A 19,156-nucleotide genomic window follows, 5' to 3' on the forward strand; every position below is an offset into this window, starting at 1 on the left:
TTTTTTTTTACTGTATGTTTTGAGGCATACATCAAGGCCATTTATGGAGAGACATTAAGATGTACTTAAAAAGAAAATTAATAATATTTTTAATTTGTATTTCTATTTTACCCTACTCTTTTAAATTGTACTCTTCATCTATCAACCCATTATATAAACCAGTTCGAATCCCAATAAAACAGAACGCATTATCGATACAAATTATAAACCTAATTAACTTGACGAAACCTTGCATTTTATGTGAGGCTTTGCTTTGTAAAAAGTCTATTACAGGATGATATGCAAGGAGTGCTTTTTCTATGGTTACACAAATTTTGACTAATATCGGCTGGGCTATATCATTTACTCTTATTGGAGCATTAATTGGTACTATTTTGATGATAAGCGTCGCCACTATTTTACCTCGAATTATTGATAGAAGTACTCCAGATATTGATGAGGCAAAAGAAATTTTGCGTGGTAATGAGGCTGTAGCAGAATATTTTGGTCGAGTGGTATCCGCTACTATTATTGGCATCAGTATTATTATCGCGGCATCAGTTTTAGGAGGGATACTTGCAGGCCTTCACGGATGAGTTCCAGCTACTGTAAGTGGTTATTTATTTCTACCTGCCTTTTTGGGACTCTTTTTATTGCTAGCTTTAACGGTTGGAGCCGAGGAGGAGGAGGTTGCTTTGAGCAAGGTACTTTAATAGCAACACCCCAAGGTTCGCGCGCAATTGAACAATTACATCCTGGTGATTGGGTGTGGGGTAACGTCCAGGGGAAGCACACAAAAGCCAAGGTTGTTTCCACAAGTAAGGTTAATCCAGGACACTATCTGGAACTAAAATTAGCAACAGGCCTTATTCATGTTACTAAAGAACATCTTTTTGCAACCAAGCAAGGTGAATTTCATCGAGCAGCTAATCTTCGCCCTGGTGATAAAGTCATTATTTGGCAAAGCAATCAATGGAAAACAGAACCCATTATTGCTATTACATCAATTAAATCCCGTAAACCAGCCTTCAATTTATTAGTCGATTCAGGGGCTACTTATCTTGCCAATGAAGTGCTTGTCCATAATAAAGGATGCTTTTTACCGAATACCCCTATTTTACTGACTAATGGCTCTAGCCGAGCAATTGATCAAATTCATCCGGGTGACCAGGTTCAAGCGTATGATGTTGACGGTACTATCGTAACCACCAAAGTACGTGCGGTTTTAAAGCATCAAGTAAACTCCTATTATGTCGTCAGCACTAAAACTACTGTTACTAATGTTACTGGAGAACATCCCTTTTATATTGGCCATGGTGAATTTAAGACCGTTGAGTCATTACACCCTGGCGATTTAATCTATACTTTCGATGGTAAAAAACTAAAACGAGAAGTTATTACCCATATAGCTCAAATTAATGGGGTAACTACAGTTTTTAATCTCCAAACTGATGAGCCTCATACTTATTTCGCCGCTGGTGTGGCTGTGCACAACAAAGGAGGCGGTGGAGGTGGCTGCTTCCCTGCGGGTACTAAGATCAAAACGCCAGCAGGTAATAAAGCTATAGAGCTTCTTGCTCCCGGTGATTGGGTTGTATCTATTAATCGTAACGGACAAAAATTTCCCACGCGCGTCCAATCCACTTTTGTAACACGCTCTAAAGTTTTATCTGTTAAAACCAATTCAGGTAATCTGCATACGACAGAAGAGCACCCTATTGCTCGTCAAAACGGCTCTTTTGTACCCGCGGGCCAACTAAAAGTCCATGATGTCCTATTGGTCAACAAAGCAAAAGGAATGCAACCAGCAATTGTTCAGTCATTACATAGTGAATCAGAACAAGTTGTATTTAATCTCTCTGTATCATCACCTCATACCTTTATTGCTGATAATTTTCTTGTACATAATAAAGGAGGGATAGGATTCAGAGGCGGCTCTAGTGGTAATGATTCGGACTCTTTCATTCTCTATATCATAATAGGTATTTTTTTATGGGCCGCGCTCAAGGGCAAATGGGAACAAACTACAAATCTGGATTATAACTACTCTCGAAAAACTATTGAGAAAAAATCATTGCAAACGGTCAAGCTATTGGATTTTATCGCGCGTCAAGATGAAACAATGAAACCGGATGAGCTCAAAAGGCTCGTTCACTCTACATTCTTTTTACTTCAAGAATCTTGGATGAGAAGAAATTATGCTCCAATGGAACAATTACTAATGCCTGATCTATTCCATCAGCATAGTCAACAAATAGAAGGCATGATTCGTAACCACGAAATCAATAGAATTGACCGCTTACAAATTTTAAATATTGATTTTGTTAACGTGCGTTATACGGAGAAAAAATACCAGCGGGAATTTACTGCTTTAATCAGCGCCTCTGCTCGCGATTATTATGTAGATGATCGCACTCGAAAATACATACGAGGCGATCTTGGACCAGAAACCTTCCAAGAGTTTTGGACATTTCAACTGCAAGATTCCGCTTGGAAGTTACGAGAAATTGAGCAATCACGTGAATCCGATTATCTGAAGGAAGAGAATTTTTGTGAGCTATTTACCGATGGTCAAATAGAAAAAATTTATCAAAATAAAGTAGACAATCTTGGCACATCAGGTCCCTGGTTACCTAAAAATGTAGAGGTCAAAGTAAATAAGGTTGAGCGTATGCTCAACTTTTTAGTGCAAAGCGATAAAATTTGGGATAAGCAAACCATGCTAAACCGTGTTCGCTTAGTATTTACTAATATTCACTTGGCGCTAGAGGCTGGTGAACTAACTCCAGCAATTGAAGCACAATTATACCCCTCAATAGCAGAGCAATTTAATCAAACAATAGGCACATGGAAAGCACAAGATAATAGCATTGAATACCGCAATTTTTGTGTGCGGAAAATAGATATTGTTCTAGTCAAAAGCTTCAACGATAAAACAAAAAATGAATTTACTGCCAGAGTTGCTGCACACGCACAAAGAATACAACGACAAAATGGTAGGGTACTAACACAAGATAAAGAGGTAACACCTTTTGAAGAGTACTGGACATTCGGCCTCTTGGATGAACAATGGAAACTAAAAGATGTGATGCTTAAAGCCCAAGGAAAAAAAGCACTTGGCTCAGAGAATCTAGAAGAAAGTAGCTCACCCGATCTAGTGAAATGGTATTATACCAAAAAGCGCGCTCTTTAACCTTATAAATAATAACCAAACACAATTGGACTTATATTTGATCAAAATGTATAATGCCTCCCAGCGCCTTATCTTCTCTCAACGGAAAATTAGAGTAGTGGTCCCCACCCAGTTTTAATTAATAAACGGGTATGTCGCAGAAACAAACCTCATTCACCTAATAAAAAAGATTTGTAATCGTTCACGAGAAATACATGGACATTGATGAACACAGGCGTCAATTTAATGATCTGCAGCCTGGCTTAGGCGATGTCGTAACCCGGGCTCCCGTATTCCTCTGCGCTAATACGGGCTATGTATAAAAGCTTAAATTGACACCACGATGTGAACATTTACAAAGATTTATAGTTTGCCTGTATATGGAGACTTAACATGCTAAGCAAAATTGACCAATTAATGTCTAAGAAACAGTTTCACTCTATGGTAGTAAAAGGATTCTCTAAAACTACACAAAAATTTTCGTTTAATAAATTCGATCTAAGTTATCCCCTGTTTCCCCCCCGAGAAGTTACTGATCGCGTACAAGTCCTAAGAGACAGACTTCCATCAGGCCCCGATCTAATCTATAGGGGGTCAGAAGGAAACGATGAAATAGTTCATTTATTGGAAACCGATCGCTTAGGAAAAAATTTTGAGCATAACTCAAAATTACCGTCCTTCGATATTGTCGGGTATATTCGGGATAACGACAGTAAATATTTTCTTTCTTTTTCTCCCTGCAAAGAAACGGTTAAACCTTATGCTGCAGGCTTATCCATTGTTCCATGCAAAGGCCATATAATAGTTACAGGACTTCCCAAAGTATATACAATTCCTCATAAACTGTTACGCCTTAATGAAGAAATGTTCATACGCTACGATCAAAGACAGCATGAAAGTATGACTGGCGATGCCCATCATTACCAAAGTATTGTAACTATGACCCAAAATAATAACGAAATTACGGCTATCATAGGAGCTTCCCATGCTGATGATTGGAGGCCTGTTGTTACTGACGATCTAATGAGTATTTTTGAAGTATGCGGACCAGGGCGTATATTATCTAAGTTTATGTCTTCCAATGAAATTGCCTACGTAAAAGAATGGAAAAATCCCAATTTTACGAAAAGAGTTTATGCCATTGAGGTAGTGATTTATGAAAACCAAGCAGATTTTGAAATAATGAATAGAAATGCACGACAAATGAAATTGATCGGTGCTAACGAACGCTTAATTACCATAAATGATGCCCGAGCTCTAGTTGACTCAGAGGAGTTAAATGAATTAAACGCTCTTTATGAGCTCCCTGAAACACAACGAATAAGTTCTGTACCTAGAAATATTGCTATTGGTGATCAAACTGCTCTAGTGGAATACGTCACAGCTATTCTAAAAGAAAATCCATTATTAGCAGAAAGACTAGAACTTCGAACGCCAATTATTACATGAATAAAATAAGTAAAACTAGTGGAGGTATAATGACTGCCTCCTCTATGTTCTAAAAACATTTACAGGATGGAAACTACATTTGACCACTAATACTTCTAAAAAAATGCTCTAAAAAGTAGTATGACTCAATAAAAAATATAGGATTTATAACATTATGCGTTCCAAGCTCAACTTATTTAAACCCACACTGAATTCATTTTCCATAATCAAAGATGTCCATGCAGCCCATAAGCCCAGTTTTTTAAATGGGCTCTTATCTGGCAATGCATGGCGCCATGACAGCATGGGCAAGACATTGGAGCTCATTACAGACTCTACGCAATATAATGTGTTACAAAAAAACTCTGAAATTAATATAAAAACCTGGGTAGAAAAAAAATCCCCGAGTCCTTTAGTTGTTGAAGTTATTCATCAAGATTGGGGAGTAGCTACCCATGAGGCAACAAAGACATATGGAACTATTTATACGGTACTGAATATGGCAAATTCTCTTTTTCCAGGAGGAGCCTCATTAGAAGGGGGAAGTGCTCAAGAGGAAAATATGTGGCATAGAAGTACCTGTGCACGTTCATTACTGGATAGATACGTTTATTTAGACCGAGAAACCAATACATTTCTATATAATGACAATGCAAGAAGTCTATTAGAAGCAAAAGGCAAAATGACAAATGAAGAACTGGCCTTCGTAAAAACACGCTATCCTGGAGTTGATTCTCAAGGATATAGGGTTTTTCTTAGTATGGAGCCTAGAATATGCTTTAGAGGACCAGAAATAATCCTATCCAATGATATAGAAACCAATGCTTCTATTCCAGATCCTGAATTAAGTTATATGCTCCTTCCTACATCCTATATTTTTCCATTTTATGAATTAAGATCAGCTGCTCCAGAGCTAATCTCTAAAACACAAAGATCTGTCTATGAATCAGAGGAACAATATAAAATGGATTTGAGGCAACGTATTGCAGCCCAATTAGATACCTTAACTCTTGCTGGGCAATCGCATGTAATTCTCGGTGCTTGGGGTTGTGGCGCTTTTCACAATAACCCGAAACTTGTAGCCCAAATATATAGTGAAGAAATTGAAAAGCGAGCCTCTTTTTTTCAACACATCTTATTCCCAATAATCAATATTGGCTCACGCCATAATAACTATAACATATTTAATGAATATCTTGATGGTATAAAACTTGGAGATACTTACACGGCAACTCACTCTTTAAAATGTTAAGTGAAAATCAAATAGATATTCTTTTTATACGTAACTTCCCATACTTATTGAGAAGTTACTTTTATACAGCCAATTCTCATCAATTAATTAGCTTAGAATTGACTAGAAAAAACAGGATCTTAACTTTTATTTAACCATTAAATATTTAAAAAAGATAAAAAAATGTTGCCATAAATTTCATTTTGTGTAAAATTTGTCTCGCCTATGAATAAAAAAATAATTTATACAATAACAGGTACTATTATTCTTACGCTCGGCTTCACTGGTTCCTTGCTCCATAAAAAGGCACCAGGTAACTTAGCACCTGTTAAAAAAGAAGCTATAAAAACCATCTCGACTCAAAAAGCAACAACTCAAATTGATGTTGCAAGCCAAGTCGCTTTCACAAAAATAGCAAGCAACGATGCCCTTTCTGCTCATATTGCTCCAAAAAGCGAAACAACGAAGCACGGTTCTGCGGTAAAGGTTGCCCACAAGAAAATAGTTAGCAAGAAATCAAAAAACACTAAAAAAATATCTAAGAAACAGCATGCAAAAAAAATTATTATAAAAAATAGTGCTGTAAATAATCTTGCTCTCACCAAAGTTTCTTTTGATGAATTGCCTGGATGGGACACAGCAGACGTTAAGAAATCTCTACTTGCATTTCAGGTATCCTGTAAGCGGTTTTTAAAACAGGAGCCGTCACATCAAACAGGTTCAACACATATAAAATTAAAGGCTGGAGACTGGCATCCAGCATGCAAAGCAGCATTGGATTTTGACGAAGTTTCAGAAGATACAGCGAGAAATTTCTTTGAAAAATGGTTTCATCCCATAGAATTTGAACAAAAAAAGCCAGTCCATGGTTTATTCACTGGTTATTACATGCCGCAGTTAGACGGTAGCTTAAAGCAAACCACTAAATACAATACGCCCATTTATGGATTGCCTAAAGGCGCAGCAAACTATACTCGTGAACAAATCGATCATGGAGCTATTAAGAAAAAAGCGCCGGTAATAGCTTGGATTCATAGCCCGATTGAAAGACTTTTTTTAGAAATAGAAGGGGCTGGAGTTATTAAGCTTCCTAATGGTAAAAATATGTATCTGGGTTATGCGGGTGAAAACGGCGCACCCTATACATCAATCGGGAAGGTGCTGATAGATAAAGGGATAATGACAAGACATACCGCATCTAAATCAGCTATTATACGCTATCTAGAAAATCACTCTGATAAAGCAGATGCACTCATACACAAAAATAAATCATTTGTTTTCTTTGAAAATTTAAAGAAACCCATGGCGTTGGGGTCTCAAGATATCGCTTTAACACCAGGATATTCTTTAGCAGTTGACAAAAAATGGATCCCTCTTGGAGCACCGCTTTGGTTAGACACTAAAAAGCCTGATGTACAAAAGAATGACGACAAACAGCTACAACGTCTCATGATCGCTCAAGATACTGGCGGCGCAATTCGTGGTTTTATGCGTGGTGATATCTATTGGGGTACAGGTAAAATAGCAACGTTCCTTGGCGAACATATGAAAAATGAAGGCCATTATTGGCTATTACTCCCAAAGCATATTTTTGATCGGCTTGCTAAGAAGTCCATGTAATAAAATGGGTTAGTTTCAACCGGCATAGCTCCGCTGCTCAAAGCCGGGATCAAATGTTGAATCCTCTCTTCCTGGTTGCTTGCAACCAAGTTACAATTATGCAGCACAAAATTGATTGCTTAAGCCATTGATGGTGCATACTTAAATTTTGGCGCAAAGTCAGACTTGAGTTTACAATAAATGCTTACCACCCCAGAAAGGAGTTAGCTGTGGTTCAAGGATATAATATCGCTTACATCCCAAGTCGTAATCAAGAGCACTTTATTCAAGTGGCACAAGAGCTTGCAGCGACAGCTCATCCGGAAACTTACTGCTTAGGCCCCTCTTCTTTTCCGCATATCTCATTATGCCATTTCGTCATGGATAGTGAGAGTATCGAAGGTATATGGCGCCAAATATCCAATTTATCTCTGCCACCATTAACTCTTTCGTTTGCAACAAGAAGAAGCAAGTCCTATGCGAATCATCCGCGATGGGGAGGAGTATGTTGGATCTCATTAATGCCAGATCACTTAGATGAACTCACCCGCATTCATTTAGAAATCGCCGCAATTATAAAAAAACCATTAAATGCGGCATTTAAAGATTATGATCCGCATTTAACATTATTTAACAGTTGTAATGAAAAAGCATGTGAACTATTCAACAAATCGCCTCAAGTATTACCACCATTAAACGAACAATTCGTTGTTGCACTGGGTTTGCTTGATGAGGTGGGGCAAATCACCAAAATACTCACCTCCACAAATAAATTATCTCTATGAGCATTGTTCCATACCCCTACCTTAACAGTATCAACGAAGCTAACTTATGTTAGCCTGGTGACGAGTGTGTGAGCATTATCTATCTTCAGTTAAATTTCCAACAAATAATATCAAATGTAACTGTAAGGAACCAATCCTGTATAGGATAATTGTCGCCCGGTTGCTAGCAACCGGGCGACGCGCTCTTAAATTGATGCCATCATAAAAGATGGCAGAATCTATCATATTTTATCTTAACAATAACCAGCACTCCGTTAGTAATTCCGTTTCAGCCACTTCATGGTCAAAATTGTAGTAGCAAAAAATACAAGGTAAATCGCCGAGTTCCTCATTGGAACGAGGTAACCAATCACGATATAAAGCATAGACTGTGTTACCAATATTATCTCGCGATCCTTTATGTACTGCTATTGCATAACGGCCTCCAGGTAAACGTTTTTCTATCACTTCCCCTTGAAGTTTTAATTGCTCAGGTACCGTAACTCCAAGATCAAAACGAAACTCTGATGCCGCCGTTGTTTGAGGATCATCGTAGGCGAATCCAAAAGACTCCCCTGCTTTAGGCATCACATTCAAATTCTGGGCTTGCGCCCAATGCATTAACTTATTAACACTGCCCCCTATTTTTTGAGGATCTCCACGATGTTCAATTACCGCTAAACGCCTTTCTTTCATGTTTTTAATCACTACATTCATAACCGCTTCACCTTTTTTAGGCAAACAATAAGGTTGCTTTTCCCATAAACGCCAATTTGACTGGACTCTAAACTCACTTGGGGTAATACCACAACTTTGTTTGAATGCTCGAGTAAAAGACTCATGGGACTCAAAACCCGCATTGATTGCAATGTCAATAATTGATTTATCATTCTCAACAACTAGCTGATGGGCAGCCCGCTTCAGGCGTAACCAACGTATATACTGTTGTAGAGATAATCCCGTATAAGCTGTAAACAAACGATGAAAATGATATTTTGAAAAACATGCGACCCCACTCAATTGGCTTAGAGTAAGCTTGTCATCAAGATGTTGACCAATATATTTAATTACCTTTCTTATTTGATGCTCATAATTCATCATATTCTCAATTTCAAATTATCGTTTTATCTACATCCATAAGATTACTCTGTTCAGAAAAATATTATTTGACCATTATTGCTAAATTTTTGTGGCTCCTAGAGTCTATGTCAACATTTAAAACGTTTATTCGATTGAATTTGGCGCAAAAAACCCTTACCATTTGCACAAAATTTCTAATGACATCGCCAATGAGTAAACAAGCAATAATTATCGGGATTTCCGGCCCTTCTGCTTCCGGTAAAAGCCTTTTAGCTAATACAATCGTTAATGAATTAGGTTCAGACCAAGTTGTAGTAATCTCGGAAGATGCCTATTATAAAGACAATGGACACTTACCCTTCACTGAAAGGGAAAAAATCAATTACGATCATCCTGAATCTTTCGATCATGCACTACTTTGTGATCATCTGCGTCAATTAAGACAAGGGCAATCAGTCAATATTCCAATTTATTCACACTCCAAGCATTTACGTTTGCCTGAGACAAGAACCATAGGGCAACATGCAATTATTGTATTAGAAGGTATATTACTTTTTAGCGATAAAGCACTGCGTGAAATTATGGATATTCGTATTTTTATGTCTACTCCTCTTGATGTATGTTTGACAAGACGTTTAAAAAGAGACGTAGTAGAAAGGCATAGAACTTTTGAATCAGTAGTTCATCAATATGAAACCACCGTAAGACCAATGTATCTTCAATTTATTGAACCATCGAGTCGATATGCAGATATAATCGTGCCACGTGGTGGAGAAAATAGAATTGCTATTGAAATGATCCAAGCAAAAATGCGTGAATTATTAGCAAGTCATACGACTAAAAAAGAATAATAAGAAGGAGATCGCCGTGGGATTTTTAGCTGGAAAAAAAGCATTAATTATTGGATTGGCAAGCAATCGTTCCATTGCTTACGGTATTGCTAAAGCGTTCCATGAGCAAGGAGCTGAGCTCGCTTTCACCTACCAAAATGATAGACTGCAATCCCGTGTTGAAACGATGGCAGCTGAGTTTAACTCTAAACTCACTTTTCCTTGCGATGTTGCCTCAGACGAAGAAATCAAATCTCTTTTTAGCCAATTAGGACAACATTGGGATAAATTTGACATACTCATTCACTCCGTGGCTTTTGCTCCCGCAGACCAAATTAGCGGTGATTTTGTTGAAAATACCACTAGAGAAGGTTTTAGAATTGCCCATGATATTAGTGCTTATAGCTTAGTTGGTCTTGCTCAAGCTGCGTTACCTATGATGGAAGACCAAGGTTCCATCTTAACGTTGTCCTATTATGGCGCGGAAAAGGCAGTGCCTAACTACAATGTTATGGGTATCGCTAAAGCAAGCTTAGAAGCGTCTGTACGCTATTTAGCAGCCAGTTTAGGACCCAAAGGCTTAAGAGTAAATGCTATATCTGCTGGACCAATTAAAACCTTAGCTGCAGCAGGCATCAAAGATTTTCGAAAAATTCAAACTGCGTATGCAAGTGTTACCCCATTACAAAGAAATGTAACTATAGAAGAAGTAGGAAACACCGCAGCATTTCTTTGTTCTAACCTAGCATCAGGTATTACAGGTGAAGTGGTGCACGTAGATGCAGGCTACCATGCTGTATCATCTATGAGCGAGCTTGCTTAAGTTTTTATTCATTATCATTATTAAAAAGTGCCTTGGTATTGTAATAGTTCCAAGGCTTTTTTATTTAGAAGTGTTCACACAGTGGTGTCAGGCGCGAATTACCGACAAAAGCCGGTATCCATTGGATTTTAAACGTTTTATGGATGCCAACATTTAGCGGTAATTCGAAAGTAGCCTTTATTTTTGTATAAAAGTTTGGCTCTGCTTTAATTGCAATTATTATTTTTGACGCAATTTACTAAACTAGTAGCAAAATTATAGTTGTCATTTTCGTCATGAATAATTTCCCAGGCAAAAACCCCACCAAATCCAGAATATGTTTGTGGTGGAACATATGTATCACAGCTTGTTGAACCAGTAAGACCTGTGCGCAAGCATTGAATAGAACGTTTTATGGTGGCAATGACCGCTGCAGGAGAACCATCACTAGAGCCAGATGCATTGGGCGCAGGATATCCCAATACCACTTGCGATGGCGTCAAATAGCTAATGTAAGGTTGAAAACCTGTTGTTTGTCCTGTGCTGGTTTTTGCCGGCCAATCAGCCAATAAGTCTGTTGCCATGGCTACCGAAGCGTCGGGACTGCTGCTGTTATTAGGATCATAACAAATTAAATCTATTCCATAAGCACAGCCTGAATTGTACATTTGAATACCAACCCATGCTAAAGATTGATGAGTTTGCATTACTAAAGATGCATAATTACCCCACGTAGCATCAAAACCTGAAGTAGCAGAGATATTGGCAATTTGTGGTGCCAACGTAAGTAAAAGACTAGGATGATTAGTATGCATGGTATTAATGATATTTGCTAAAACAGTAATATCACCAGCAGGATTGGTGAATGTTCCCCCTGCATTTAAACCACTTTCAATATCAAAATCAAAACCATCAAAATTATATTGAGTAAGTAAACTCTCTAATGAATTAAGGAAGGTTTGCTCAAAGATGGCTGGTGATGTAGCGGCTGACACTACTTGATGAAAATTAACTGTAGTATTGGCTATGCTGGTAGAGGCCCCTCCTAATGAAAGTAACACTTTAATTCCGGCATCTTGCAACGATTGAATGTAGGCTGGTGTTATTGTATCAAAGGCGGAAGTAATTTGGCCTGCGTTAGTCGTACTAAATACACCAAAAGCAATTATAACGTGTGTATATCCAGCATTAGCTAAAACTGTTGCCGATGGCGGATTTATCCATCCTGGCAAGTATCCTATGATTCGTCCGCCACTACTTGAGCTGTTTTGAGTGTAGGTGATTGTTTCAGAGCCGGTAGATGAAGCAGTTAATGGCTGTGGAGAATAGCTTACGGTATAGCCATTTACAGGGGTTGCACTAACTGTATAAATTGCTCCGTCAGTCAATTGCACTGCTCCAGAACCTACGCCATTAGTTAACGATATTGTTTCACTAACTGGTGTAGCTTCGCCAGTAGGAATAAACCTTACATCAATTGAAGATAGAGACGAAGGAGCCCCACTGATGCTAATAGGAATATTATCTTGTGCTACCTGAGTACACGTATAAGTTAATTGTATAACGGGGGCTGAGGCAGCAGCAACTGCTGAAGAAGGAGTAAAAATGGGTGCACAATTATAACCATTGTAATTGATCACCGGTGTGGAAAAATTATAACTGACGCCATTAGCTAATTGATTAATAAGCGTAGTAGCATTCCAATTTACTGGACTGGTAGTTGCACTATTCGTATCAGAACGAGTAAGAGTCACTATAGGAATGGCTGTATACCCTGATAATGGCGTGGGTAATACTGATGAGTGAATACTAATTTGGCCTGTTACTGGTAATGCAGCATAATTAATAGACGATGCAACAGTTGAGTTCGCATTGACGGTAACAGCCGCTGGATTAGCGGTTCCTTGATAGACAAGACCGTTACTATCTGTAACATTAGTTGGAGAAATAGCATAAGTTCCAGCTGCCAAACCAGAAAGTGTTTGCTGTCCGGACCAGGGGACTTGAACAGTGCTCACAGTATTACCATTTAACGTAACATTCACTAAAGCATAAGGCTGTGTTACATGAGCAGGTTGTGCTGTTGAATTAGTTAAATTGATGTTACCTGTCGCAATAGGAGAGCTTAAATAAACATTTACACTATTAGCGACATAATCTGCCTTCGACGCCCCATAAATAAGGGTAAAAGAGCTTCCTTGAGGTAGATTGCTATTTGCTCCTGGATAAGTTGGAAATCGTAAAGAAAGTGATGATAAATAACCTCCTGTCCCTTGTGGCTGTGCACTAATTGCTAATGTATTAGAAGGATAAGATAAAGGAGAAAAATTTCCCCAAAAAGTTACATTATTAAGGTTGCTAGCATTGGAGAAAGTTATCGTAGAATTTTGAAAATCCACTGATTGATTGCAGTTGTTAGTAAGTTTTAATGAAATTGTTTGCCAATTACTGTTTCCTGTTGCACTAAAATTAGCAGCAACACATGTCGTAGGTTGAGGAACAATAATAGGAGTAAAGGCAATGCAATCGCCTAAGATAAATGACAGGCCAGCTGAAAACCATATTTTTTTCATATACGTCCTTATTTAGTTAATTTTTACTCATTATCCTTAAAAAATATTAATAAACTCGTTTACAATTCTAGGGCTAGTCTTAACATATTATGAAATATTCATATAAATTTTTTACCGCTCTTAAAGCGCTTACCATTCGTGATAAATGCGGTTCATTATCACAGGATAATACTTGCTTAGCGACATGAGAAAACATTTGCTTTGTATATGAGATGCGAATTGATCTTAATCAGCTACGATATTTTCTGTAAATCATATTAGCCAATAACGATATTAAAATCTAATATCTTATTTTAAATATGACCTGGCATTGAGTATATTTGAGATGACCATTAAACGTAGAGAGGACTACAGATAACGCGACAAATGATTATCTTTGATCTTTGCTTATCGCATCGGGCAATGTTGCCCGATCGACTATGTTTTATTTAGGATACACTACTAAGTAGTGTATAAGTAGGAATCGAATGAAAACTAGAAGCCCTATTAGTGCTTAGTAATCACCGCATGTTTCATTAGATTATTTACATACAAATCATAATCCATCATGCCATAGCTAGCTTCTATTTGCTGTATTAAGCTATTCTTTTGCTCGTTATCCAAAGCGCTTAGTTTTCCATCATTGATATGTTTAAGTTTTACTACAACGTAATCACCATTATCCAAAGTAACACCTTCTCTACTTTCTGGTCTCAACAAATTAAACGCTAAATCATTAATCATGGCGTTAGATTTATCATTATCTCTCGCTGCATTTGCAACTCCATGCCATTGTAATTGGTTAGAGTGCATTAACTCTTGTTGTTGTTTATCTTCTACGGGATTTAATAAACTTGTCCCCACCTCTTTTGCCTTCGCTTCAGCAAGTTTTTTAGTAAGAAGAGTTTTAATTTGATTATGAACCGTAGCTACAGACTGTTCTTTGGTAAGTATATGTTGATTGACACGTAATACTATAACAGCATCATTATCCAATTGAATTGGATCACTATTATTACCGAGATCAAGAACATCATGACTAAAAGCAGTATTAATGACTTGCTTATTTTGTGTCACAGAATCGGTACCTGAAAAACGTGAAAATGGTTGAGTATGCTGAATTTTTAAGCCTAAAGCTTCTGAAACTGGTTGAAGCGAATCGGGAGATTGATAGCTCAAATCAGATAACTGCTCCAACGCTTGTGCATATCGGGCTTGAGCCATATCCGTTGAAAGTTGCTCTCTGATCATAGAATCAACTTCGGCTAATGATCGAGTTGTTACTGGTTTATAATCTAGTAATTTAAAAATTTCAAAACCATGCTTAGTTTTTATTGGAGAAGAGATTTCACCGGGAGTTGTTAATGCTGACAACACTTTCCCATATTCATTCTGACCAGCTGTAATCCAAGGCAGAACCCCTTTATCAGCTATAGACAGTTTATCATCTGACTTAGAGATAACAAATTGATCAAATTGCTGAGGAGATTTTTTCAACTCATTATACGCCTCATCAGCGTTCTTCTTAATTTGCTCCACCTCTGCTTGTGACGCATCCCCTGGCACAGCAAAGAGAATATGCGCAACATTCCATTGAGCAGGAGTTAGGAAATTACTTTGGTTGTCATCATAATATTTTTTTACATCTTCATCTGAAATATGAATTTTAGAACGAATATCGCTCATAGCAAGTTTGACATAATCAATACTCACCTGCTCAGGAGTCATAAATTCTTTTTGGTGTTCCTTATAATATTGATTGACTTGCTCATCTGAAACTTTCACCTCTTTTTCAAAACGAGTAGCAGGGACTATAAGATAATCATAATCTCGGGTCTGCATGTATAATCTTACGAATTGCTTAATTTCGCCAGGCAATGCAAAAGAGCTCCCCATAAAAGCAAAACGCTGCTGGTTAAGTAACATGCCTTGTTTTACTTCACTTTGAAAAGTTTCAGGTGTAAATAATGCACCGTTTAGGGCTTGTTGATATCTCTGCGTAGAAAAATGACCATCTTCTTGGAATTGAGGAATCTGCACTATAGCCGCATTAGCCTGGTCTGCACTGACCTCAAAGCCGTAACGATGTGCTGCTTGAACCGTTACTTCATTGGTTATCATTTGGTTTAAGACTTGAGTTTGAAGATTCTTCTCGTCGGCAGCAGTCATATGTTCGATATCTTGCTGCGCACGCGCGCGTCTGTAATTAGCTTCAAATGCTTGATTCGTTATTGGCAGCTCATTAACAACCACTTTGGCATTAGACGTCTGGTGGGATTGAAAATAATAATCAACACCAAAAAGTGTAAACGTAATAGCAATTAATATAATGACTAACCAGGCGACAATACCTTGAATACGTTCATTTAACTTCTGCAACATGTCCGGAGATCCATTTTTCTAATAAATAAGATTGATAAAGTGAGAGTGTATCATAACTTGATAAAAAAAACGCGCCTTTCGGCGCGTTATTCTGGCGGAGTGGACGGGGCTCGAACCCGCGACCCCCGGCGTGACAGGCCGGTATTCTGACCAACTGAACTACCACTCCATTTCTTGGTGGGTGCTGTAGGGATCGAACCTACGACCCTCGCCTTGTAAGGGCGATGCTCTCCCAGCTGAGCTAAGCACCCAGAAATCTTAAGCTTCTTGTACTGCTTCTTTTAAATTCTTGCCTGCTTTAAACTTGGCTACTCTAGATGCTTTAATCTGAATAGTTTTGCCAGTTTGCGGGTTTCTACCGGTACGTGCTGAACGATTACCTGTTGAGAAAGAACCAAATCCAGGTATTACAACTTGATCGCCACTTCTTAAGGCATCAGTTACAGTAGTCATAAAAGTTTCAAGAACTCTGCTCGCGTCAGCTTTAGTTAAACCTGAACCGCTTGCTATAGCTTCAACTAATTCACTCTTATTCATCTTTTCCCCTTGTACAGTTAATCATCCATATTCCGGAGCTGATTTAAACAGATTTAACTGCCCCAGTCAAGTCTATACTTCCTTGCGGTGCCCACCAGTGGCGGGCGACGAAGTGAAATATACCCGGTATTAATGGGTATGTAAATCATTATTTTTAATTTTTTTCGTTTTTTTACTTACATTAGCATCAGCTTGTACATTTTGTGGCTTTTCAACCCAAGGACTACGTTGTAAAGCCAGTTCTAGAACCTGATCTATTGTTTTAACTGGATGAATTTTAAGCTTACGTAGAACATTATCAGGAATCTCCTCCAAATCTTTTACGTTCTCTTCAGGAATAATTACATGCTTAATGCCCCCACGGTGAGCAGCTAATAATTTTTCTTTTAAACCGCCTATGGGTAAAACTTGGCCGCGCAGTGTAATTTCCCCTGTCATCGCCACATCCGCTTTTACTGGAATTTGTGTCACAACAGAAACAAGTACCGTACACATACCAATACCAGCACTTGGTCCATCTTTAGGAGTAGCCCCTTCAGGAACATGCACATGAAAATCGTTTTTCTCATAGAAATCTTCAGCCAAACCAAATTTACTAGCTCGACTTCGTACAACAGTCATTGCTGCAAGAATAGATTCCTGCATGACCTCACCTAGCTGACCAGTATGAGTTACTTTCCCTTTACCTGGCATCATGGACGCTTCAAGAGTAAGTAATTCACCACCTACACTAGTCCATGCTAACCCAGTCACTTGTCCCACTTGGTCAAACTCTTCGGCTAATCCATATCTATATTTCTTAACACCCAAATATTTCTCAATATTGCTTACCGAAATATTAACTTTCTTATTTTTCTTGCTGGATAAAATATCTTTAACTACCTTGCGGCAAACGCTAGCTATATCCCGCTCCAGATTACGTACGCCTGCTTCTCGAGTATAGAACCTAATGATATCTCTTATAGCGCCCTCACTGATCGTGATTTCGCTATTATTCAATCCATTAAGAACAACTTGTTTGGGTACCAGATACTGTTCCGCGATATTTATTTTTTCATCTTCAGTATATCCAGCCAAACGAATCACTTCCATTCTATCGAGTAACGGTGCCGGTATCTCTAAAGAATTCGCTGTAGCTATAAACATAACATCACTGAGATCATAATCCACTTCTAAATAATGATCGCTAAATGTATGGTTTTGCTCGGGATCTAGCACCTCAAGCAAAGCAGAAGCCGGATCACCACGAAAATCCATAGCCATTTTGTCCACTTCATCCAACATGATCAGCGGATTTTTAACCCCTGCTTTGCATAATTTCTGGATAATCTTACCTGGCATAGAACCTATATAAGTTCTTCTATGCCCTCTAATTTCAGCCTCATCACGAACACCGCCCAAAGCGATACGAATAAAAGTACGTCCTGTAGCATTAGCAATTGATTGCCCCAAAGAAGTCTTACCAACCCCTGGAGGTCCAACCAAGCACAAAATTGGTCCTTTAAGACGTTTAACTCTTTGCTGTACTGCCAGGTATTCAATAATACGTTCTTTAACACGCTCCAGACCATAATGCTCTTTATCTAATAATTTTTCAGCTTTACGCAAATCAAACTGGATTTTATTTTTCTTTTTCCATGGAACCAGGAGCATCCAGTCTAGATAGTTACGAATAACTGTTGCTTCAGCAGACATGGGAGACATCATTTTTAATTTATGTAATTCAGCAAGAGATTTTTCTTTTGCTTCTTTGGGCATACCCGCTTTATTAATCGCACTTTCTAATTGATCAATTTCATTGCCTTCTTCGCCCAACTCACCTAATTCTTTTTGAATGGCCTTCATTTGTTCATTGAGATAATATTCTCGTTGGCTCTTTTCCATCTGACGCTTTACGCGGCCGCGTACTCGTTTTTCAACATGAAGCAGATCAATCTCATTTTCTATAGCAGCCATTAAACGTTCAAGACGGGTTCCTACATCATTGGTCTCTAATAGTTCTTGTTTATCATCTACCTTGAGAGTCAAATGGGCAGCAATAGTATCAGCAAGTCGGCCTGGCTCTTCAATGCCAGCTAAAGGTGAAAGTACCTCTGGTGGAATTTTTTTATTGAGTTTAATGTATTGTTCAAATTGAGACATTAAAGAGCGCATTAAGATACCAATCTCTTGCTCTTGTAATGCAGTGCTCTGCTCTTCTATTGGCTCTAGAGAAGCCTCTAAATAACCTTTATCCTGAGTATATTCTTTTGCTCTAGCACGTTGCTCACCTTCAACTAATACCTTTACTGTACCATCAGGTAATTTCAATAACTGCAATACACTTGATAATGTACCAACCTGAAAAATATCCTCTGGAGTTGGATCATCATTAGAAGATTTGCGTTGAGCGACTAGAAAAATCTGCTTATTATCAATCATCGCCGCTTCAAGAGCTTTAATTGATTTACCCCGCCCGACAAAAAGAGGAATAACCATATGAGGGTAAACCACTACGTCTCTTAATGGTAGTACAGGTAGGTTAGACAGTTTTTCAGTCTTATTTGGTATTACTTCATTTTCATCAGACATAATGAACCCTTATTCAAACGAAAAGCCATAGTATAAATGTTGCCGTGTTTTATATGAGTATACAGATATTAGTGTTAGGGAACAATTCATTAAACGCTTGCTAACTTATTGATTTTTTGGTAATCAGAACAAAACTAAAAGACCAATTACCAATAATAAACCGATTTCATAGCAACACATTTGTGACTATTCACGTAATAACGTCTATCTAAGCTTTTGTAATGTAGAG

At 38.1% G+C, this 19,156-nt stretch carries 12 protein-coding genes, 2 tRNA genes and 1 pseudogene; 8 read left to right on the forward strand and 7 right to left on the reverse strand.

Annotation, left to right across the window (positions count from 1 at the left end):
• Positions 1-299: 299 nt before the first annotated feature.
• The 6 genes from LFA_RS09030 (at position 300) to LFA_RS09055 (ending at position 8,194) form a co-directional block, all read left to right on the forward strand.
• Positions 300-575, forward strand: coding sequence for a DUF350 domain-containing protein (locus LFA_RS09030; protein WP_045095907.1), 276 nt, complete (start codon positions 300-302; stop codon positions 573-575).
• Positions 572-3,172: a polymorphic toxin-type HINT domain-containing protein gene (locus tag LFA_RS09035; RefSeq protein WP_045095908.1), complete on the forward strand. Its 2,601-nt coding sequence runs from the start codon at positions 572-574 to the stop codon at positions 3,170-3,172. Before LFA_RS09030 ends, LFA_RS09035 begins: the two co-directional genes overlap by 4 nt.
• Positions 3,173-3,544: 372 nt before the next feature.
• Entirely contained in the window at positions 3,545-4,600 is a 1,056-nt protein-coding gene (locus tag LFA_RS09040; RefSeq protein WP_045095909.1) for a hypothetical protein, read from the forward strand.
• A 154-nt stretch (positions 4,601-4,754) separates the two neighbouring features.
• Positions 4,755-5,831, forward strand: coding sequence for a TIGR02452 family protein (locus LFA_RS09045; protein ID WP_045095910.1), 1,077 nt, complete (start codon positions 4,755-4,757; stop codon positions 5,829-5,831).
• Between the two features lie 204 nt (positions 5,832-6,035).
• Positions 6,036-7,430: an MltA domain-containing protein gene (locus LFA_RS09050; protein ID WP_231865830.1), complete on the forward strand. Its 1,395-nt coding sequence runs from the start codon at positions 6,036-6,038 to the stop codon at positions 7,428-7,430.
• Positions 7,431-7,639: 209 nt separating this feature from the next.
• Positions 7,640-8,194, forward strand: a complete 555-nt coding sequence (locus LFA_RS09055; RefSeq protein WP_045095911.1) for a 2'-5' RNA ligase family protein — start codon at positions 7,640-7,642, stop codon at positions 8,192-8,194.
• A gap of 228 nt (positions 8,195-8,422) precedes the next feature.
• Here LFA_RS09055 and LFA_RS09060 read toward each other — a convergent pair whose 3' ends face one another.
• A complete protein-coding gene (locus LFA_RS09060; RefSeq protein WP_045095912.1) occupies positions 8,423-9,274 on the reverse strand; it encodes an AraC family transcriptional regulator in 852 nt (283 codons plus the stop codon).
• A 188-nt stretch (positions 9,275-9,462) separates the two neighbouring features.
• Between LFA_RS09060 and udk the strand changes: the two genes are divergently transcribed.
• Both udk and LFA_RS09070 read left to right on the forward strand, forming a co-directional pair.
• Entirely contained in the window at positions 9,463-10,104 is a 642-nt protein-coding gene (gene udk / locus LFA_RS09065; RefSeq protein WP_045097517.1) for a uridine kinase, read from the forward strand.
• 16 nt (positions 10,105-10,120) lie between these two features.
• Positions 10,121-10,906 carry an enoyl-ACP reductase FabI gene (locus LFA_RS09070; protein ID WP_045095913.1) on the forward strand — a complete coding sequence of 262 codons (786 nt, stop codon included), beginning with the start codon at positions 10,121-10,123 and terminating at the stop codon, positions 10,904-10,906.
• 206 nt (positions 10,907-11,112) lie between these two features.
• Here LFA_RS09070 and LFA_RS09075 read toward each other — a convergent pair whose 3' ends face one another.
• The 6 genes and pseudogenes from LFA_RS09075 to lon form a co-directional block, all read right to left on the reverse strand.
• Positions 11,113-13,458, reverse strand: a complete 2,346-nt coding sequence (locus LFA_RS09075) for a glycosyl hydrolase family 18 protein (RefSeq protein ID WP_045095914.1) — start codon at positions 13,456-13,458, stop codon at positions 11,113-11,115.
• 486 nt (positions 13,459-13,944) lie between these two features.
• Positions 13,945-15,819, reverse strand: a complete 1,875-nt coding sequence (locus tag LFA_RS09080) for a SurA N-terminal domain-containing protein (RefSeq protein ID WP_045095915.1) — start codon at positions 15,817-15,819, stop codon at positions 13,945-13,947.
• A gap of 92 nt (positions 15,820-15,911) precedes the next feature.
• Positions 15,912-15,988, reverse strand: a tRNA-Asp gene (locus LFA_RS09085).
• A gap of 6 nt (positions 15,989-15,994) precedes the next feature.
• Positions 15,995-16,070: transfer RNA gene (locus LFA_RS09090), tRNA-Val, on the reverse strand.
• A 7-nt stretch (positions 16,071-16,077) separates the two neighbouring features.
• A pseudogene (locus LFA_RS09095) lies at positions 16,078-16,359 on the reverse strand (HU family DNA-binding protein); the annotation flags it as partial.
• Positions 16,360-16,485: 126 nt separating this feature from the next.
• Complete coding sequence (lon, locus tag LFA_RS09100; RefSeq protein ID WP_045095917.1) at positions 16,486-18,927, reverse strand: endopeptidase La; 2,442 nt, start codon at positions 18,925-18,927, stop codon at positions 16,486-16,488.
• Positions 18,928-19,156 lie beyond the last annotated feature (229 nt).

Source organism: Legionella fallonii LLAP-10, assembly GCF_000953135.1.
Taxonomy (GTDB): Bacteria; Pseudomonadota; Gammaproteobacteria; order Legionellales; family Legionellaceae; genus Legionella; species Legionella fallonii.